This window comes from Streptomyces sp. NPDC002958 (assembly GCF_055563255.1).
In genome coordinates this window covers 332792-351888 of the sequence record NZ_JBVHDS010000004.1, presented here as the reverse complement: position 1 = coordinate 351888, position 19097 = coordinate 332792, and the positions used below count along the sequence as shown (strand labels likewise).

The window sequence follows — 19097 nt, the reverse complement described above, 5'->3', positions numbered from 1 at the left end:
CCCTTTGAGCGTGGTCCTCTTCAAGAGGCCTCCCCGGCGTCTTGGCCCCGAGATGCCCCACGGCGAACTGAGCCTCCAGGAGCCGCCCTCGGTGCCCGAGACGCAGAGCGCGATGGGCAACCTGATCACGTACATGCCGATGGCGCTCAGCTCACTCGGCATGGTGCTCATCTTCCTGCGTCCCGGCAGTGGCGGCGGCCCCATGATGTACGTCGCCATCGGGCTGATGGCGGTTTCCGCCGTCGGCATGCTGGTGTCACAGATCGTCCGGGCCTCCGGGGACCGCAAGCGAGCGTTGCTGGGTGAACGGCGCGACTACATGCGCTACTTGTCGATCAGTCGCAGGCGCATACGCAAGGTGGTCACCCAGCAGCGGGAGGCGCAGGCGTGGTCGCATCCGGACCCGGCGTCCCTGTGGAGCCTGGTGCCCACGGCCAGGCTGTGGGAGCGACGAGCCGCGCACGCGGACTTCGCCGAGGTGCGGATCGCGGTGGGCGAGCAGCAGCTGGGGACGAAGCTGGCACCGTTGAGCACCAAGCCGGTCGAGGATCTGGAACCGCTGTCCGCACACGCCCTGCGGCGCTTCATCAAGGCGTACGGCACGGTGCCCGACCAACCGGTCGCGGTCTACCTGCGTACCTACGCGCGCGTTTTGTTGCAGGGCGAGGAGACGGCGGCGCACGGGATGGTACGGGCCCTGCTGGCCCAGCTGAGCGTGTTCCACGCGCCGCAGGATCTGCGGGTCGTGGTGCTGGCGGACCACGACCGCCGGGCGGCCTGGGAGTGGGTGAAGTGGCTGCCGCACGCCCAGCATCCGACGGACGTCGACGGTGGGGGGCCCGTGCGGTTGGTCACCGATTCCGTCCCCGGCCTCGAATCGCTGCTCGGCCAGGAGCTCACCGGCCGCCCCGCCTTCGAGGCGGACGCCGTACCGAGCCCCGAGGAGCCCTACTGCGTCGTGGTGCTGGACAGCGCCCACACGCCTGCCGACTCCCGGCTGGCCACCGACGGGTACCGCAATACCGTGACGCTGGACGTGGGCGGGTCCCTGCCCTGGCGTCAGTCCCGTCACACGCTGCGGCTGCGGATCGCCGAGGAACAGTTGAAGCTGGTCAGCACCGACCGGTCGGGCAAGGAGACCACAACCACGCTCGGCAGGCCCGACGCGCTGGGCCCTCGGCGGGCCAGGGCGCTGGCCACGCAGCTTTCCCCCTACCGGATGGGCGTCACCAGGGACACCGGTGAGGCACTCACCTCGGACGTGCAGCTGACCACCCTGCTCGGTCTCCCCGACCTGCACACCGTCGATCTGGACGCCGTGCGCGCCGACCGGAGTGAGCGGGCCAGACTGCGGGTGCCGTTGGGCCTCGCCGGTGACGGCACACCGGTGGAACTGGACATCAAGGAGGCGGCGCAGGGCGGTATGGGCCCGCACGGCGTGCTGATCGGGGCAACGGGTTCCGGCAAGTCGGAGCTGCTGCGGACGCTGGTGCTCGCCCTGGCGCTCACCCACTCGTCGGAGAAGCTCAACTTCGTCCTGGTCGACTTCAAGGGCGGCGCCACGTTCCTCGGCCTGGACGGCCTGCCGCACACCTCGGCCGTGATCACGAACCTCGCCGACGAGTCCTCCCTGGTCGAGCGCATGCAGGATGCCCTGCACGGTGAGCTGATGCGCCGCCAGGAGTTGCTGCGCAGTGCCGGGAACTACACGTCGGCGTTCGAGTACGAGGCGGCGCGGGCGGCGGGGGCCGATTTGGAGCCGCTGCCGACGCTCTTCGTGGTGGTCGACGAGTTCAGCGAACTCCTCTCTGCGCATCGCGACTTCATGGACCTGTTCGTGATGGTCGGGCGGCTGGGCCGCAGCCTGGGTGTTCACCTGCTGCTCGCCTCGCAGCGGCTGGACGAGGGCCGGATGACCCAGCTGGAGTCGCACCTGTCGTACCGGATCGCGCTGCGCACATTCTCCTCGATGGAGAGCCGGGGCGTACTGGGCGTACCGGATGCCTACCAGCTGCCCTCCGTCCCCGGCAGCGCCATCCTCAAGAAGGACACCGGGACCCTGGTCCGGTTCAAGGCCGCGTACGTCTCCGGGCCGTATCAGGGTGTCCGCAGGCTCGCCGCGTCGGCCGTCGCCGGTCAGGTGGTCCCGTACCGCACGGAGTGGATCGCGCCCCGGCTCCCCGCGCCCGACCCGGACCCGCAGTCGGCGGCGACGGAGGAGGAGAGCAAGGAGACCCTGCTCGCGCTGGCCGTGGCCCGGATGCGGGAGGGCGGCAGGCCCGCGCACCGGGTCTGGCTGCCTCCGCTGGACAGCCCGCTGTCTCTGGACACCCTGCTGATGGGACTGGAGGTGCATGCCGAGCGGGGTCTCACCACCGTCGACCCCGAGCTGCATGGTCGGCTGACGGTGCCGGTGGGCATCATCGACCGGCCCTTCGACCAGACCCGCGAACCCTTGATGGCCGAGCTGTCCGGCGCGGGCGGGCACGTCGGCATCGCGGGCGGACCGCAGAGCGGCAAGTCCACGCTCGTGCGCGACCTGATCATGTCTCTCGCCCTCACGCACACTCCGCGCGAAGTCCAGTTCTACTGCCTGGACTTCGGTGGGGGTTCGCTCGGTTCCCTCCGTGACCTGCCGCATGTGGGCGGTGTCACGGGCCGGCTGGACCTGGAGCGGGTGCAGCGCACCCTGTCCGAGGTGCACGGGCTGGTGGCCCGGCGCGAGAAGCAGTTCGCCGAGTGGGGCATCGATTCCATGGCAACGCTGCGCGCCCGCCGGGCCGCCGGTGAGCTGCCCGACGAGCCGTACGGCGACGTGTTCCTCGTCGTCGACGGCTGGGGCACGGTCCGCCAGGACTTCATGGACATCATGGACACCTTCACAGCGCTGGCGGCGCGTGGTCTCAACTACGGTGTGCACCTCGTCGTGGCGGCGAGCCGCTGGTCGGAGATTCCCACCGCGCTGCGGGACCAGCTCGGCACCCGTTTCGAGCTGCGGCTCGGCGACAGCATGGATTCCATGATCAACATGCGGGCCGCCGCGACCATCCCCAAGTCGCCCGGCCGCGGCATGACCGATTCCAAGCACCATTTCCTCACCGCCCTGCCGCGGGTGGACGGCGGCGACAGCGCCTCGGACCTCGGAGCGGGCGTCGCCGACGCGGTGGCACAGGTGTCCGAGCACTGGGAGGGCCCGCCCGCACCCGCGGTCCGCACCCTGCCCACGGTCCTGGACCCGGCCGACCTGCCCGACGCGGAGGTCGGCGCGGACGGCGACCTCCGCATGCCACTGGGCCTGGAGGGCGGCCAACTCGACGTCATGTGGCACGACTTCGCGCAGACCGCGCACCTAGTGGTGGTAGGCGACGCGGAGACCGGCAAGACCAACCTGTTGCGCTCGGTGTGCCGGGCCATCGCGCAGCGCTACACCCCCGCCGAGGCGCGGGTGATGCTGATCGACTACCGGCGGGGTCTGCTGGAGAGTGTCCCCGAGCCGCACCGACTGGGCTACGCCGTCTCCGTCGACGTACTCAAGCAGGTGGTGGACGGCGTCGCACGGGCCATGAAGGAGCGACTGCCGGGCGCGGATATCTCGCCCGCCCAGCTGAAGCGGCGGGACTGGTGGAACGGCCCACAGGTATTCCTGATCGTGGACGACTACGACATGGTGTCCAGCGGCAGCATGACCAACCACTTCGGTCCGCTGCTGGACTACCTCGCCCAGGGCGCGGAACTCGGCCTGCATCTGATCGTGGCGCGCAGCGCCAACGGCGCGGCACGGGCGATGAACGACCCACTGCTGCGGCGCCTGTTGGAGGTGAACACGCCTGCCGCGCTGCTCTCCTGCCCGCCCTCGGAGGGCTATCTGTTCAACGACACCAAGCCACGACAACTACCGCCGGGGCGCGCACAGTTGATCACTCGCAGGGGTGTTGTGCAGGTGCAGACCGCACTGCTGGCGAACACGGAGGGCGACGTTTAGCCTCAATACCGTTCAATTAAGCGCTTTTGGGGGCACTGTCACGTTGGCAAATGGCATGGGAGGATCTTCGAGTTGATCACAGCGGTAAGGGACCGCCCGTGGGCAACGCGTCGCCGTCGTACAAGGGGCACCGGTACCCGGTCGAGGCCATCTCCCACTGCGTGCGGCTGTACTTCCGCTTCCCGCTCAGCTTCCGCGAGGTCGAGGCGTTGATGCTCCAGCGCGGCGGCATCGTCTCCTACGAGACCGTGCGCCGCTGGTGTCTGAAGTTCGGGCAGGCTCATGCCTCGGCCTGCGCAATTCGCCGCCGGCTGCGGCCCGGCGACACGTCGGCCAGCCCACGAAGGCCTGGTTCATCCGGCTCCTCCCTTCTCCTCGTCGTCGACGATCTCCGCGTCCACGACTTCCTCGCTAGCCGTGGGGGAACCTCCGTCCGCCCCTGAAGTCTGGGCCGCCTGCGCGTAGAGCGCGCTGCCGATCTTCTGGGCGGCGGCGGTGGCCTTCTCGATGGCCGATCGGATGGCCCCGGTGTCCTCTCCCTTGAGCGTCTCCTTGATCTCCGCCAGCGCCGTCTCGGTCTCGGAGCGCGCGTCCTCGGGGATCTTGTCCGCGTTGTCCTGCAGCAGCTTCTCGGTCTGGTAGACGAGGCTCTCGGCCTGATTGCGGATCTCGGCGGCCTCGCGGCGGCGGTGATCTTCCTCCGCGTACTGCTCAGCCTCCTGCACCATGCGGTCGATGTCCTGCTTGGGCAGCGAGGAGCCACCGGTCACGGCCATCTTCTGTTCCTTGCCGGTGCCGAGGTCCTTGGCGGCGACGTGCATGATGCCGTTCGCGTCGATGTCGAACGTGACCTCGATCTGCGGGACGCCACGCGGGGCCGGCGGCAGGCCGGTCAGCTCGAACATTCCGAGCTTCTTGTTGTACGCCGCGATCTCGCGCTCGCCCTGGAAAACCTGGATCTGCACGGACGGCTGGTTGTCCTCGGCCGTCGTGAAGATCTCGGAGCGCTTGGTCGGGATCGTGGTGTTGCGCTCGATGAGCTTCGTCATGATGCCGCCCTTGGTCTCGATACCGAGGGACAGCGGGGTGACGTCGAGCAGCAGGACGTCCTTGACCTCGCCCTTGAGGACACCGGCCTGGAGCGAGGCGCCGATGGCGACGACCTCGTCGGGGTTCACACCCTTGTGCGGATCCTTGGAGGCCAGTTTCTTCACCAGCTCGGTCACTGCCGGCATCCGCGTCGAACCGCCCACCAGGATCACATGGTCGATGTCCGACACCTTGATCCCGGCGTCCTTGACTGCGTTGTGGAACGGACCCTTGCAGCGCTCCAGAAGGTTCGCGGTGAGCTGCTCGAACTGGGCGCGCGTGAGCTTCTCGTCCAGGTGCAGCGGGCCCTCGGCCGACGCCGAGATGTAGGGCAGGTTGATCGTCGTCTCGGTCGCGGACGACAGTTCGATCTTCGCCTTCTCCGCGGCCTCGCGCAGACGCTGCAGCGCCATCTTGTCCTTGGACAAGTCGACGCCGTAGCCGTTCTTGAATTGTTTCAGCAGGTGGTCGACGATCTGCTGATCCCAGTCGTCACCGCCGAGGTGTGTGTCGCCATTGGTCGCCTTGACCTCCACCAGGCCCTCGCCGATCTCCAGCAGGGATACGTCGAAGGTGCCGCCACCGAGGTCGAACACGAGGATCGTCTGGTCGTTCTCCTTGTCCAGGCCGTAGGCCAGCGCCGCGGACGTCGGCTCGTTGATGATCCGCAGCACGTTCAGGCCCGCGACGTGGCCCGCCTCCTTGGTCGCGGTGCGCTGGGAGTCGTTGAAGTACGCCGGGACGGTGATCACCGCGTTGGTGACGTCCTCCCCGAGATACGCCTCGGCGTCCCGCTTCAGCTTCTGCAGCACGCGCGCCGAGATCTCCTGCGCGGTGTACCGCTTACCGTCGATGTCACCGGATTCCGGGAAGCGCCAGCCGCTATCGCCCATGTGCCGCTTGACGGACCGGGCGGTGCGCTCGACATTCGTCACAGCCTGCCGCTTGGCGATTTCGCCAATCAGTACCTCACCGCTTTTGGCGAACGCCACGAGCGACGGCGTGGTCCGCGCGCCCTCGGTGTTGTTGACGACTGTCGGCTCGCCGCCCTCCAGGACACAGACCACAGAATTGGTCGTCCCTAGATCGATACCCACTGCGCGTGTCATCACAACCTCCTCGGACACATCACATCTTCGCCTTCATGCGTAAAACCTGAGTCCAGCCGAGTCAAGTTCCCACGTTCCATGCCTTTCGGAGCCTGGGTATCGGGCCCTTGCCTTGCTGGGAGCTCGGAGACAACTCGGCGGGACGGGCCAGGGGCGTGTGGGCCTGGACGGGGAAGTCGGTGAGGGCCATGATCTGACCGGCGAGTTGCCGCAGATCGGCGGCGTTGGTCCGGGCCCAGGCGGCGACAGTGCGGTCGGCGGCGCGGCGGCTTCGGGTGGCTTGTACGCGCTGTTCGCCGTTGGTGCCGGGTGTTCCAGGGCGTACGCGCAGGTAGCGCCGCTCGGGGGCTTGGCGGCTGGCGACGCCCAGGGGGTGGGCTGGGCAGACCAGCTAGGGCCTTCCCTTTGAATCAGGCCGGATTCGCGGGGGCCCGGCACGCGCATCGGCGACCGGCCCCGTCCGCGCACACCACTCGTACATGCGCGGACCGTTGGTTTCGTCCGGTACGCCGCCGCGCTAACCTGTGCGGCCCGCCCTCCATCCCCGACGACGCCCCCTGGGCAGCACGACCGCCAGGAAGGCGACCAGCAGCGCCACCGCTCCCGCCGAGGCGGCCACGGCCAGCGCACGGTTCCGCGCGTGGGGCGGGTCGAGCGGCGGCACTGTCGGCGTCGAGCCGCTCTTCAGCGCGGCCGGGGGCCGCGTCGCATGCTCTTCGGGCAGTACGGCGGACAGCGCCCGTACCGGGTCCACAATCCCCCGTCCGAGGTCGGGGTCCAGCGCGTCGCCCGCGGCTCCGTAGGCGGTGTATTCCAGCCGGTGCGCTACCTGACGTGCAGTCAATTGAGGCTGGTAGGAGAAAACCAGAGCAGCCGCGCCGGCCACGAAGGCACCGGCCACCGCGTCACCATGACCGACGAACTGACCGCGACCGCCGGGCCCCGGCCCCACCACCGAGACGCCGGGAGCGCTCAGCGTCGGCGGCGTGCGCCGCCCTTCCGGCAGGCTCGGCCGGTCGGGCTCCCCGCCCGGCCCCACCGAGGCAACGGCAACCACTCCGGGCAGCGCCGCCGGGTAGGCGAGGCCCTTCACCACGTCGGGCGCCCCCGGTCCGCTCTCCCACTCCCGTGCCGAGGCGGGCGCCACCACCAGGGCGCCGGCCTCCTGAGCGGCGCGGACGGCGGCCTTCAGCGGCTCAGGCGCGGAAGGGACGCTCAGCGCCACGTGAACGACCCGCGCCCCGGCGGCCGTTGCCGCCCGTATCGCCTTGGCCAGCGCCTCGGGTGTCGTCGCGCCGTGCCGGTCGGTGGCCCGCACCGCGAATACGTCGGCCTCAGGAGCGACCCCGGCCGCTTTCAGCCCCGTCTGCTTCCCGCCCGCCACGATGCCGGCAAGGAACGTGCCGTAGCCGACGCAGTCTTCCCGCACCGTACCGCCCGCCACCACGTCCGGACCGCCGGTGACCCGGCCGTCCAGCGCCGGCACCCGCAAGTCCGCCCCGGTGCCGATGACGGCGACTTTCACCCCCGCGCCCCGGCTGAGTTCCCAGGCCCGTTCAAGGCTCAAAAAACTTTGTGCCCACGGCAGTTGGGCTGACTTCTTGGTGGAGCTCACAGTGCACGGATTACCCTCGGCAACAGTGGCGGGCATTCTCGGCAACGAGGGGCTGTCCGCCTCCCCCGCCGCGCTGGCCGGAGCCGCGGTGCCAGGTATCAGGAGCAGGGCGGCCAGCGCCATTGGTCCGAGTGCGTGGAACGCCGAGGACCTCGAAGATCGCATGCGCCGATGGTAACGACGCGCGCCGCACGACCGGCACCTGCCCCGGAACATGAGCCGGGGGAGGCGGACCGGCCCCCGGAATACCGGCGCTGCCGCCGGGCGGGCACCGCTCTGCTGGGACCGCTTCACAGCGGTCCCGGCTACTGCACTCCCGGCAGCAGCGTTCCTGGTTCGGCCGGTGCGACTTCCACGGCCTTCGTCTTCGGATTGCGCCGCTCCCGCTTGGCCACCCAGGTCGCGAACCAGGAGAGCAGCATGCACATCCCGATGTAGATCGGTGAGATCACCATCACGACAGGGATGAAAGGGAGATCGTAGTCGAGGTTGGACGCGATGAGCTTGCCCGCGTGAAGGAATTCCTCATAGGTGATCAGATAGCCGAGCGAGGTGTCCTTCAGCGCCACCACCAACTGGCTGATGATCGCGGGCAGCATGGCGCGCACCGCCTGCGGGGCCAGTACGAACGCGGTGACCTGTGTCTTGCGCATCCCCAGGGCGTACGCGGCCTCGCGCTGGCCGCGCTCCACCGAGTTGATTCCGGTACGGAACACCTCGGCGAGCACCGAGCCGTTGTACAGGGTCAGACCGGTGACCAGTGCGGGCAGCGGGTGCACCTGCAGCGCCACGAAGATGAAGAAGATCATCACCAGTACGGGCATGGCCCGGAAGAACTCGACCAGGAGCGTAGAGAACCAGCGCACGACCCGGTGGTCGGAGAGCCGGCCGACGGCGAGCACCGCCCCGAGCACGAGGGAGAGCACCGCGGCGTACGCGAACGCCTTGAGGGTGTTGCCCAGTCCGCGCAGCAGCAGCTCCTGAATGCCCTGGTACGCGAAGGGTGTCCATTTGGCGCTGGTGAACTGTTCGGTGTCGAAGAGCAGATAGATGACCCAGCCGAGCAGGGCGAGGATCAGTGCCGTCGAGGCGATCCCGTACAAGCGGTGGCGTTTACGGGTGACCGGACCCGGGATGTCGTAGAGCGCGGTGGCGGACGGCACGGTGCGGGTGGTCATCGGGGGACTCCCCAGCACTTCTCCAGCAGATTGAAGAGCGCACTGATGGACAGGGTGATGATCAGGTAGCCGACGGCGATCCAGACGAAGGTCCAGATGATGCTGTAGCCCAGCTCGTTGAGGGTCTTGTAGGTGCCGAGCAGCTCGGTGACGCTGAAGGCCCCGGCGATCGCCGAGTTCTTGGCGAGGGCGATCAGCGTCGAACCGACCGGCGGGATCACCGAACGGAACGCCTGCGGCAGCACGACGGTGTTCAGCGTCTGGCCGAATGTCATACCGAGGCTGCGGGCCGCCTCGCCCTGCCCCGTCGGCACGGTGTTGATGCCGGAGCGCAGCACCTCGCAGATGAACGCGGAGGTGTAGCAGCCGAGCGCGAGGACCGCGAAAACCGTGAAGGGCAGCACGAGGCCGAAGCGCGGCAGCCCCAGCAGGACGGCGAAGAAGAGCAGCGTCAGCGGGGTGTTGCGCAGCACGGTTACCCAGACCGTGCCGAGCATGCGGAGCGAGCCGACGGGCGCCACCCGGCAGGAGGCCATGAAGAAGCCGAGGATCAGGGCCAGTATCGAAGAGTAGACGGTCAGCTCGACCGTACCGAGGAAGCCCTTGCCGTAGAGCGAGAAATTCTCTGTGAGTACGTCCATGGTCGATCCCCGCCCTCTCAGGTCGCCGGGTAGCGGTCGATGGGCGGCGGGGTCGGCGCGGGCACTCCGGACAGACCGAGTGTGGCCTCGAACGCCTTCTTCCAGTTGCCGTTCTTCTCGTTCGCCTCCAGGGCGTCGTTGAGGGCGAACCGCAACGCGTTGTCGCTGCGCGGAACGCCGATGCCGTACGGCTCCTCGGAGAAGGGCTTGCCCACCACCTTCAGCTCCTTGGGGGCCTTGGCGGCGAAGCCGAGCAGGATCGCATCGTCGGTGGTGACGGCGTCGACCTGGTAGGTCAGCAAATTGTCGACGCAGATCGAGTACGTGTCGTAGGCGACCAGGATCGCCTTCGGGTAGTCGGCGGCGATGCGCTGGTACGGGGTCGATCCCGCCGCCGAGCACACGGTCCTGCCGGCCAGGTCCTGCGGGCCGTTGATGTCGTGCTCGTCGGTGCGGACGAGCAGCGACTGTCCGGCCATGAAGTAGGGACCGGCGAAGCCGACGAGCTTCTTGCGCATGTCGTTGATGGTGTAGGTGCCGACGTAGTAGTCGATCTGGCCGTTCTGCAGCGCAGTCTCGCGGTTGGCGGAGGCGATGGTCTTGAAGCGGATCGTCCTCGGGTCGAAGCCGAGCGAGGCCGCCATCATTTTGGCGATCTCGATGTCGAAGCCGGAGTAGACGCCGGTGGCCGGGTCCTTCTCGCCCAGATAGGGCTGGTCCTCCTTGGCCCCGACCCGGAGGTATCCGCGCCTCTTCGCCCTTCTCCAGGTCGGTGATTCGGGCAGCCGGAAGCTGGTGTCGACCTTGTACACCGGCAGCTGCTCGGGCCTCGGCCCCTTCACCGGCGGGCTGCCCTCCTTGCCGCACCCGGCGGCGACCAGAGCCAGCAGGAGACCGGCGCAGACGGCCAGAACTCTTCTCGTACGCAACACTGAGCCCCCCGTCAGTGTTTGAGGATCTTGGACAGGAAGTCCTTGGCGCGGTCGCTCTCCGGAGCGGTGAAAAACGCCTCGGGGGTGCGGTCCTCGACGACACGGCCATCCGCCATGAACACGACCCGGTTGGCGGCGGAGCGGGCGAAGCCCATCTCGTGCGTGACGACGACCATGGTCATGCCGTCCCGGGCGAGCTGCTGCATGACCTCCAGTACCTCGTTGATCATCTCCGGGTCGAGTGCCGAGGTGGGCTCGTCGAAGAGCAGCGCCTTGGGGTCCATGGCGAGGGCGCGCGCGATGGCCACCCGTTGCTGCTGGCCGCCGGAGAGCTGGGCGGGGAACTTGTCGGCCTGCGAGGCGAGTCCGACCCGCTCCAGCAGCTCGCGGGAGCGCCGGTCGGCCTCGTCCTTCTTCCGCTTGCGAACCTTGAGCTGGGCGAGCGAGACATTGGCCAGCACGGTCTTGTGCGCGAACAGGTTGAACGACTGGAAGACCATGCCCACTTCGGCCCGGAGCTGGGCCAGCCCCTTCCCCTCCTCGGGGAGAGGTCTGCCGTCGATCGCGATGTAACCGGACTCGACCGTCTCGAGCCGGTTGATGGTCCGGCAGAGCGTTGATTTTCCGGAGCCTGAGGGGCCGATCACCACTACCACCTCCCCACGGCCGACGGTGAGATTGATGTCCCGCAGCACGTGCAACTGTCCATAGAACTTGTTGACGTCCCGCAGCTCGATCAACGGATCGACGGCCATACGCTGCCCTACCCACTTATTGCTGTGTCGAGGTCAGCGCAACCTATCCATCGTGAAAAGGGACCTCACCTCCGACACGCACAAATGGGGTACAAAGCGTCTTATCCGGTTTGAATGAAAGCTCTACCCCTCGGCCGACTCCGAGTACACCTGCGAGAGCTCGGGGCTGCCCGCCATCGCCCAGTCCAGCCCGGCCCCGACCACATCGATCTCCCGCCCCGAGGCGAGCCGCACCACGGGCTGCCCGCTCGGCCAGATGTTCCAGACCGCACCGGGGACGTTGCGCACCAGAACCGTGCCGAGATACAGCCCCGCGTCATTGCCCAGCCAGGGCAGCTCCTCGGGATCGTCGCGCCAGCGCGGCGGCAACTGGTCGAGAGCCGCCAACGAGGCCGGAGTGTCGTCGAGTTCCAGCCCCCGCTGCCCCGCCCGGACACGCAGCAGCTCGCACTCGGCAAGAAGCTCGGCCACGCCCTCAGGATCGGCCGCGACGGCGGCGGCGAGCCCCGCTCCCCGCGTACCGTCATGACGCTTGCGCCAGTTGTCCAAGAAGGGGATGTTCATACCACTCAGGGTCGCATCCCCCACGTGTTACGCACCACAGGGCGCGCGGCCTGTCGTTCGCGTGCTGAACCGGACGCGAGCACCCCGGCCGCAGCTTTGCCGCGCACGCCGCCCGCAACCGCCCGGGGCAGAGCGGTCACGCTTCCCGGCTGCCGGACCTGGCCGGCTCCGGCGCGAGGACGGCAGGCAGTTCATCGACGAGATCACCGTCTAGGGACTGGCGGGTGCCCAGCACCCAGCGCGTGCCGAACACGATGTCGACACCGCCGTCGGGGCCGGGCGCACCAGCGGATCGACGCGGTGCGCGGCGCGACCCACCGCCCGGCCCGGCCTGCCGGGGACCGCGGGCGTCGCCGCGATCGACGGCGTGGTCCTGCCGGCCCGGCGCGTCGCACCGCGCAGGACATCGCCGAGGTGATCGTTCTCGCCGCGACCAACACCAACCAGTGCCGCCCGCGGCCCGCGACCGTCCCGCCGCATCACCACGGCGGCGGCCCCGGCCCGGTCGGCGTTGGCGGCGCTGCACCAGGGGTACGGTCCAGTGCACCCCAGATGTTCCGGCCGCTCCGGCCCCACCCACCGGCGGAAAAGAGGTGGAAGCGAGCCCCCCGCGCTGGTAGTTTCGCGACCATGTCCAGCCCCGAGTCCGACAGAGACTAGCCACCGGTCCATCGGTGGCTGATCCGCTGTCGGGTTGATCCCGCGCTGCCGAGTTTCGGCGCCGGGATCGCTTCCGCCGGACTGCCGCCGCAGGACCGCCGCAGTGTGGGCTGCGTTTCCCCGTATGCGCTGGTGCGCAGATTCTCCGACTCCGGCGCCTGCCGCGTTGTCGAGTTCCGTCCATGACCACCCCGGACGTTCTTCCGTGTTGCCGCTCGTCACGACGGGCGGGCGCGGCCCACACCCCCTGTCTGGTCCATCCGTCAGCCGTCCATGGGGTTCCTTCATGCCTTTCGCTGTCTACGCGCTCGGGCTCGCCGTCTTCGCCCAGGGCACGTCCGAGTTCATGCTGTCCGGTCTGGTCTCGGACATCGCCGCCGACCTCCACGTATCCATTCCGGCAGCGGGGCTGCTGACCTCGGCCTTCGCGATCGGGATGGTCGTCGGGGCGCCGTTGATGGCGCTCTTCAGCCGGAACTTGCCTCGCCGCCGCGCCCTGCTGTTCTTCCTCTGTGTCTTCAGCGCCGTCCATGTCATCGGCGCGCTCACCCCCAGCTATGGGGTGCTCCTCGCGACGCGGGTCGTCGGGGCGCTGGCGAATGCCGGTTTCTGGGCCGTGGCCCTGGTGACCGCGGTTTCCATGGCCGGACCCGAGGTCCGGGCACGCGCCACGTCCGTGGTGGTCGGGGGCGTCACCATCGCCTGTGTGGCCGGGGTGCCCGCCGGTGCGGCGCTGGGTGGGCACTGGGGGTGGAGGTCGGCGTTCTGGGCCGTGGCCCTCGTCTCCGTACCGGCCGTCGTCGTGATCGCCAGGACGATTCCGGGGTCGCCGCCACAGTCCGTCCCCGCACCCGCACGCGACGAGCTGCGGGCCCTGGCCCGTCCGCGGCTGCTGCTGACACTGCTGACGAGCGCCCTCGTGCAGGGGGCGACGTTCTGCGCGTTCTCCTACGTCGAACCGCTGGCCACCCATGTCACCGGACTCGGTGCCGCCTGGGTGCCCGCCCTCCTCGCGCTGTTCGGCCTGGGCTCGTTCGTCGGGGTCACCGTCGCCGGCCGGATCATCGACGCACGGCCGGTCGCCCTCACCGCGACCGGTCTCGTCCTGCTCGCCGCCGGCTGGACCGGGTTCGCGGTGACCGCGAAAAGCCCGTTCGCAACGGTCGTGCTCATCTTCGTCCAGGGGATGCTCGCGTTCGGCACGGGTACGGCGCTGATCTCGTGGGTGTTCCGGCTGGCGGCCGACGCACCGACCCTGTCCGGCTCGTTCGCCACGTCCGCGTTCAATGTGGGCGGCGCGCTCGGCCCCTGGTTCGGCGGGCTCGCGATCAATGCGGGGTTCGGCTTCCGGTCGCCGCTGTGGGTGAGCGCGCTGCTCATGGTCCTGGCGCTGGGTGCCGCCGGGGCGTCACTGGGGATGCGCCGGACCGCCGATCGGAGCCGGGACGGCGTTCCCGCGTTCTGACGTGTGGGGGATGAAGCCCCGCCCGGCGCTGAACGGGCGGGGCTGTCCTGGTCACAGCAAGCAGCCAGCAAGCGGGATAAGGACATCAACCACCGTATCGACGACCACTGACAACGACGGCTCGTCCGAGGCGTCAGGTGCCGGAGAGCGTCCGCGCCGGGGTTCCGCATCCGGAGGCGCGAGCCCCGGTAGCGCGAACCCCGGCAGCGGGGCGGACGGTCAGAGATCGAGGTCCACGACCACCGGGGCGTGGTCGGACGCACCCTTGCCCTTGCGCTCCTCGCGGTCCACATAGCTGTCCTTGACCGCCGCGACGAAGGGCGCGTTGCCGTAGGCCAGGTCGATCCGCATGCCCTTGTTCTTCGGGAAGCGCAGCTCCCGGTAGTCCCAGAAGGTGTACGGGCGGTCGTACTTGAGCGGGCGCGGCATGACGTCGGACAGGCCCTCCTCGCGCAGTGCGGCGAGAGCGGCGCGCTCGGCGGGGGTGACGTGGGTGGCGCCCTCGAACAGCGCCGGATCCCAGACGTCCTCGTCGGTCGGGGCCACGTTGAAGTCACCCAGGACCGCAAACGGCTGCGCGCCCGCGGCGTCCGCGGCAACGGCCTTCCGCAGGGCCTCGAACCAGCGCAGCTTGTACGCATAGTGCGCGTGCTCGATCTCGCGGCCGTTGGGCACGTACACCGACCAGACGCGGACCGGGCCGCAGGTCGCGGAGATCGCCCGGGGCTCCTGCACACTCTCGTACTCGGGACCGTCGGGCAGTCCCTTGACGACGTCGGACAGGCCGACCCGGGAGACCAGCGCGACCCCGTTCCACCGGCCGGTGGCGTTGACCGCGGACTCGTAGCCGAGCTCGCGGAGCTCGTCCGCCGGGAACAGTTCGGCTGCGCACTTGGTCTCCTGGATGCACAGCACATCCGTGCCGGTGCGCTCCAGCCAGGCCAGCAGCCTCGGGAGCCGGACAGTGATCGAATTGACGTTCCAGGTGGCGATGCGCATGTACGTAAACCTAGCCGCTCCCTCTGACAGTCGCCGGACCGGAGGCCGTCACAGGCCGGTCGATTCCCCCGGCGTCAGCCGGCCGTGCTCGGTGCCACCGAGGCCGCCGATCTGGTTGTCGTAGATCGGGCGGGCCAGATCGGTCAGCAGCGCGTCGTGGATGTCGATGGCGCGGCGCGGCTTGACCTCGCGTACGTAGTCGATGACCTCGGAGATCTTGTTCCAGGGTGCCATCACCGGGAGCATCAGCGTGTCGACGGGCTGGTCGGGGACGGTGAGCGCGTCGCCCGGGTGGAAGACCGAACCGTCCACCAGGAAGCCGATGTTGGTGATCCGCGGGATGTCCGGGTGGATCACCGCGTGCAGCTCGCCGTGCACCTGTACGTCGAAGCCCGCCGCGGAGAAGGTGTCGCCGTGGCCGACGGCGTGTACGCGGCCGGGGAAGACCGCGGAGAGCCGGTCGGCGACGCTGCGCAGGGTCCAGATCTCGGCGGCCGGATTGGCCTCCATACCGGCACGCAGCCGCCCCTCGTCGAAGTGGTCGAGGTGCTCGTGCGTGACCAGCATCGCGTCGGCGCCCACGGCGGCGTCCTGCTCCGAGAAGCCGCCCGGGTCGATGACGAGCGTCCGGCCGTCCTTCTCCAGACGGATGCAGGAATGCGTCTTCTTGGTCAGCGTCAGGTGCACGGGGTTCACTGCGTTCATGAGGCCCATCCTGCTACGGGCGGAGCGTCGTTTCTTCCTGAATCACGGACTGGGCGATCGAGAAGGCGGCGCTCGCGGCCGGCAGGCCGCAGTACACGGCGGTCTGCATCAGCACCTCCTTGATCTCGACCGGGGTGAGCCCGTTGCGCAGCGCGGCCCTGACGTGCACGGCCAGGCCCTCCAGATGGCCGGAGGTGACCAGAGCGGTGAGCGTGACACAGCTGCGGGTGCGGCGGTCCAGGGCCTCCCGTGTCCACACCTCGCCCCAGGCGTAACGCGTGACCAGCTCCTGGAAGTCGCCGGTGAAGTCGTCGGATGCGGCCATGACCCGGTCCACATGAGCGTCGCCCAGCACCTCGCGGCGCACCTTCATGCCGGGCTCGTACGGGTCGGGGTGTCCGGTGGTCCCGGTCTCGGGCCGCGGAGCGGCGGCGGTGATCTCCGCGATGGGCAGCACGGGGGTGGAGAGCTGCGGGACGACGGGCGGGACGGGGATGGCGGCGAGGGTGTCCTGCCAGGCCGTGGAGAAGTGGGTGACGAGCAGATCGGTGACGGCTCCGGGCTGCTCGACCGGGGCGAGGTGGGCGGCGCCGGGGACGAGGGCGAGCCGGGCGTCCGGTATGCCCGCGACCAGGGTGCGGGCGTCGCCCGGTCCGGTGACCCGGTCCTCGGCACCGACCAGGACGAGGGTCGGGACGGTGATGCGGCCGAGTTCGCTGCGGATGTCGAAGGCGGCGAGTGCTTCGCAGGCGGCGATGTAGCAGCCGGGGTCGGTGGTGCGGACCATCTGGACCGCCCAGTCGACGATGGCCGGCTGAGCGGCGGCGAACCCGGCGGTGAACCAACGCTCCGGTGAGGTGCGGGCCATCGGCTCCAGGCCGTTGGTGCGGACGACCACCCCGCGCTGGCGGAACTCGTCGGCGCTGCCGAACCGGGGCGAGGCGGCGACCAGCGCCAGCGAGGCGACCCGGTGCGGGTGGCGCAGTGCGAGGTCCGCGCCGATCGCACCGCCGATGGAGCAGCCCGCGTACCCGAAGCGCTGGACGCCGAGCCCGTCGAGGGTGGCCAGCAGCCGGTCGGAGAGTTCCGTGACGGCGGTGACCGGGTGGGCGGGTGCACCACCGTGGCCGGGGAGGTCGAAGCGGAAGACTCTCCAGTGCTGGGTGAGCTCGGGAATCTGCCGGTCCCACATGTGCCATGTGGTACCCAGTGAGGGACCGAGGATCAGGACCGGTGCGTCTTCTGGCCCGTCAAAGCGGTATTGCAGGGTGTTCATCGGTGTCTCACTCACCCGCCTTACCCTCTCATCTGTCACGAGATGTCACATCGCCGGGGTGGACCTAGGGTCTTGCCCCGCTCCGGCACTACCGGACCTGCCGACTAGAGCCCAGGTATACGTTCTCCGTCATGTGCTCGTGGCCGTGCCGGCAGTGGGCCCTCCGGGCGCGTGCCCTCCTTCAGTCGCTACGAGCAGCGCTTCCCCCTTTGATCACGGCCTCCAGGCGGTTCGCGTTGCAGCATCAAGTGTGGTGGCACGGACAAGACTCGGCGTGACTCACCTGGAAACCTTCCGGAATCCCGCCCAACAGCAGCTTGAACACCACACGGTGAACGCTTGGTAGAAGGCTTGGCCGCAGCCGCATGCTCTCAGTTACAGCCACTGGTCCAAAACAAGCAAGCGGACCCTGAATCCACGTCGCCCCAAACCTGCTGGCCATACGGCTGGCAAGTTGCTCGGCTGATAGTCCACGTGGCTCACTCTTGCCCCTCCGCCGCACCCCCGTGCAGGCCATCCCAAGTGGTGGCGGCTCCGCGAAGATCTTCTACATCCGGCTTGACGTACCACCGCTTGGTCGTCTTTACGTTCGTATGTCCGGCCCATCGCGCGAGGATGTGGTCCGGGACACCGTTGTTGGCCAGGAAGGTGAAGCACGACGAGCGTGCGTCGTAGAGCCTGACGCGACGGAGCCCGAGAAGCTCCATAAGCCGGTACGCGCGTCGGCGAAGTTGCTTGATCGTGAAGGCGTCGCCCGCCTCGTGCGCTAGCACGTAGCCCGACACCGTGTACCCCTCCCCCAGAGCGAGCCTCTCCTCGGCTTGGAGCGCCCGGAATGCCTTGAGGGCTCCCAGCACCAGCGCTGGCAGCGGCAGATCCCGCTCACCCGCAAGAGACTTGGTGTCCTTCTCCACCACGTACCGGTTGCCCATCATCGTGCGCGTGTTGGCAATGACGATCGTGGCGTTCTCCAAGTCAACGTCTTCCCACCGGAGGCCGCAGACTTCAGCTGGACGAAGCCCCATCAGCGAAAGAAGAAGCGCAGCATAGAGCCGCTCACCCCTAATTCCTTGTATGAATTTCTGAACCTCCTGGACATTCCAAGGCGGCACCTCCTCTTTAGTCTTCCGCTCTTCCTTGCGCGCTCTCCGGGGAATGGTCACGTGCGCAGCGACATTGACGTACACCAACCGCCGGGTAACGGCTCTCCCAAGCGCTTCCTTCAGTCGAGCAAGGCTCATATCCACACTCGTGACACTGAGTGGCGTTCCGGCCCGCTTACCACGCACGCGGCCATGCGCCAGCGCCCAGTCCCTCCACTCTTCCACGTGCTCTTCAGCAAGGTCCTGGAGACGGATATTGCCGAGCCTCCCCCGAAGTCGGTCCAGGGTAATCCCGTAGTTGTAGATGGTGGTTTCTTCGAGGTCCTCCGCCTTCATGGCCAACCATCGGTCGAGCCACTCATTCACGGTGATCTTGTTGGGCGACACAAGCGACCCATCATGCCGCCGATTAGTTATGTTTGCGTACTCAGCCCTAGCTTCCTTCAATGAGTCGAAGGTGCGCCTCAACTGCTTACGCTTCCCAGTTTCGGGGTCGATTCCTACGTCGACAACAAACCGGTATCGAACCTTCCCCTTCGAGTTCGGCGGAAGTTTCTTGATGGGATCGGACAGAATACTCACTCTCCTTGAGGGTGTGGAAACTGCACAGGAGGGGAGGAGCCGCTGCGCTTCAGCGAAGGGCGCCGCAGGCATCAGGGCTGCAGCAGCTGATGCCCCTTCTCTTCCTCCGCGGCGGGTATGGGGGGCGCTGCCTTCTGCTGTGTCCGCTACGGCTCCACCGCCAAGTACAGCCAAATGCGGACCTGCTCAATGGTCGCGACGATCGCCGGTTTGGCTAACCGGCGATCGTGGTCTATGACAGACGGGCCTCCCAAGTAGGGGCCACGCCAGCGGGACAACTCACGCAACGCGTCATTCCGAACAGTTTCGGAAACCTGAGCGCAGCCGACGAGTAGCACCGTCTGACCTGATGTTTCGCGGGACGTTGTACGTTGACATGGCCCCGGCCTAGCTTTCCAGTCTTTCGGCGCTATTTCTTTTCTGCCGTCGGCGAATCTGTCCT

The 19097-nt window shown here is 68.4% G+C and carries 13 protein-coding genes and 2 pseudogenes; 3 read left to right on the top strand and 12 right to left on the bottom strand.

The window, feature by feature from the left end; translation table 11 throughout:
* The first annotated feature begins 52 nt into the window (after positions 1 to 52).
* Positions 53 to 3982, top strand: a complete 3930-nt coding sequence (gene eccCa, locus ACZ3IC_RS10470) for a type VII secretion protein EccCa (RefSeq protein ID WP_467414748.1) — start codon at positions 53 to 55, stop codon at positions 3980 to 3982.
* A gap of 98 nt (positions 3983 to 4080) precedes the next feature.
* Positions 4081 to 4308: pseudogene (locus tag ACZ3IC_RS10465) on the top strand (IS6 family transposase); the annotation flags it as partial.
* 27 nt (positions 4309 to 4335) lie between these two features.
* On the opposite strand, the gene dnaK reads toward ACZ3IC_RS10465, so the two are convergent.
* The 8 genes and pseudogenes from dnaK to ACZ3IC_RS10425 form a co-directional block, all read right to left on the bottom strand.
* The gene (gene dnaK / locus ACZ3IC_RS10460) at positions 4336 to 6180 is read right to left on the bottom strand and encodes a molecular chaperone DnaK (RefSeq protein WP_467414610.1); all 1845 of its coding nucleotides are present in this window, start codon (positions 6178 to 6180) and stop codon (positions 4336 to 4338) included.
* 61 nt (positions 6181 to 6241) lie between these two features.
* Positions 6242 to 6603: pseudogene (locus ACZ3IC_RS10455) on the bottom strand (hypothetical protein); the annotation flags it as partial.
* A gap of 94 nt (positions 6604 to 6697) precedes the next feature.
* On the bottom strand, positions 6698 to 7795 hold the full coding sequence (locus ACZ3IC_RS10450) for a S8 family serine peptidase (RefSeq protein WP_467414608.1): 1098 nt from the start codon (positions 7793 to 7795) through the stop codon (positions 6698 to 6700).
* 305 nt (positions 7796 to 8100) lie between these two features.
* Entirely contained in the window at positions 8101 to 8973 is an 873-nt protein-coding gene (locus ACZ3IC_RS10445) for an amino acid ABC transporter permease (protein ID WP_467414605.1), read from the bottom strand.
* The gene (locus ACZ3IC_RS10440; RefSeq protein WP_467414604.1) at positions 8970 to 9614 is read right to left on the bottom strand and encodes an amino acid ABC transporter permease; all 645 of its coding nucleotides are present in this window, start codon (positions 9612 to 9614) and stop codon (positions 8970 to 8972) included. Before ACZ3IC_RS10440 ends, ACZ3IC_RS10445 begins: the two co-directional genes overlap by 4 nt.
* A 17-nt stretch (positions 9615 to 9631) precedes the next feature.
* A complete protein-coding gene (locus ACZ3IC_RS10435; protein WP_467414602.1) occupies positions 9632 to 10543 on the bottom strand; it encodes a glutamate ABC transporter substrate-binding protein in 912 nt (303 codons plus the stop codon).
* Positions 10544 to 10557: 14 nt separating this feature from the next.
* The gene (locus tag ACZ3IC_RS10430; RefSeq protein WP_467414600.1) at positions 10558 to 11301 is read right to left on the bottom strand and encodes an amino acid ABC transporter ATP-binding protein; all 744 of its coding nucleotides are present in this window, start codon (positions 11299 to 11301) and stop codon (positions 10558 to 10560) included.
* A 123-nt stretch (positions 11302 to 11424) separates the two neighbouring features.
* Positions 11425 to 11865 carry a DUF6278 family protein gene (locus ACZ3IC_RS10425; RefSeq protein ID WP_467414598.1) on the bottom strand — a complete coding sequence of 147 codons (441 nt, stop codon included), beginning with the start codon at positions 11863 to 11865 and terminating at the stop codon, positions 11425 to 11427.
* A 946-nt stretch (positions 11866 to 12811) separates the two neighbouring features.
* On the opposite strand from ACZ3IC_RS10425, the gene ACZ3IC_RS10420 reads away from it, so the two are divergent.
* Entirely contained in the window at positions 12812 to 13990 is a 1179-nt protein-coding gene (locus tag ACZ3IC_RS10420) for a Cmx/CmrA family chloramphenicol efflux MFS transporter (RefSeq protein WP_467414596.1), read from the top strand.
* Positions 13991 to 14209: 219 nt separating this feature from the next.
* On the opposite strand, the gene ACZ3IC_RS10415 is transcribed toward ACZ3IC_RS10420, so the two are convergent.
* From ACZ3IC_RS10415 to ACZ3IC_RS10400, 4 genes are all read right to left on the bottom strand, one after another.
* Positions 14210 to 14989: an exodeoxyribonuclease III gene (locus ACZ3IC_RS10415; RefSeq protein WP_467414594.1), complete on the bottom strand. Its 780-nt coding sequence runs from the start codon at positions 14987 to 14989 to the stop codon at positions 14210 to 14212.
* A 48-nt stretch (positions 14990 to 15037) separates the two neighbouring features.
* Positions 15038 to 15694 (bottom strand): MBL fold metallo-hydrolase, encoded by a 657-nt coding sequence (locus tag ACZ3IC_RS10410; protein ID WP_467414593.1) that lies wholly within the window; start codon positions 15692 to 15694, stop codon positions 15038 to 15040.
* 13 nt (positions 15695 to 15707) lie between these two features.
* On the bottom strand, positions 15708 to 16970 hold the full coding sequence (pcaDC, locus tag ACZ3IC_RS10405; protein ID WP_467414746.1) for a bifunctional 3-oxoadipate enol-lactonase/4-carboxymuconolactone decarboxylase PcaDC: 1263 nt from the start codon (positions 16968 to 16970) through the stop codon (positions 15708 to 15710).
* A gap of 479 nt (positions 16971 to 17449) precedes the next feature.
* The gene (locus tag ACZ3IC_RS10400; RefSeq protein WP_467414590.1) at positions 17450 to 18655 is read right to left on the bottom strand and encodes a tyrosine-type recombinase/integrase; all 1206 of its coding nucleotides are present in this window, start codon (positions 18653 to 18655) and stop codon (positions 17450 to 17452) included.
* Positions 18656 to 19097: the final 442 nt, after the last annotated feature.

Coding starts and splice junctions, on each gene's coding strand:
- ACZ3IC_RS10420 (WP_467414596.1), top strand. CDS start 12,812: ATGCCTTTCGCTGTCTACGCGCTCGGGCTCGCCGTCTTCGCCCAGGGC.
- dnaK (WP_467414610.1), bottom strand. CDS start 6,180: ATGACACGCGCAGTGGGTATCGATCTAGGGACGACCAATTCTGTGGTC.
- ACZ3IC_RS10430 (WP_467414600.1), bottom strand. CDS start 11,301: ATGGCCGTCGATCCGTTGATCGAGCTGCGGGACGTCAACAAGTTCTAT.
- eccCa (WP_467414748.1), top strand. CDS start 53: ATGCCCCACGGCGAACTGAGCCTCCAGGAGCCGCCCTCGGTGCCCGAG.
- ACZ3IC_RS10410 (WP_467414593.1), bottom strand. CDS start 15,694: ATGAACGCAGTGAACCCCGTGCACCTGACGCTGACCAAGAAGACGCAT.
- ACZ3IC_RS10425 (WP_467414598.1), bottom strand. CDS start 11,865: ATGAACATCCCCTTCTTGGACAACTGGCGCAAGCGTCATGACGGTACG.
- ACZ3IC_RS10445 (WP_467414605.1), bottom strand. CDS start 8,973: ATGACCACCCGCACCGTGCCGTCCGCCACCGCGCTCTACGACATCCCG.
- pcaDC (WP_467414746.1), bottom strand. CDS start 16,970: ATGAACACCCTGCAATACCGCTTTGACGGGCCAGAAGACGCACCGGTC.
- ACZ3IC_RS10415 (WP_467414594.1), bottom strand. CDS start 14,989: ATGCGCATCGCCACCTGGAACGTCAATTCGATCACTGTCCGGCTCCCG.
- ACZ3IC_RS10440 (WP_467414604.1), bottom strand. CDS start 9,614: ATGGACGTACTCACAGAGAATTTCTCGCTCTACGGCAAGGGCTTCCTC.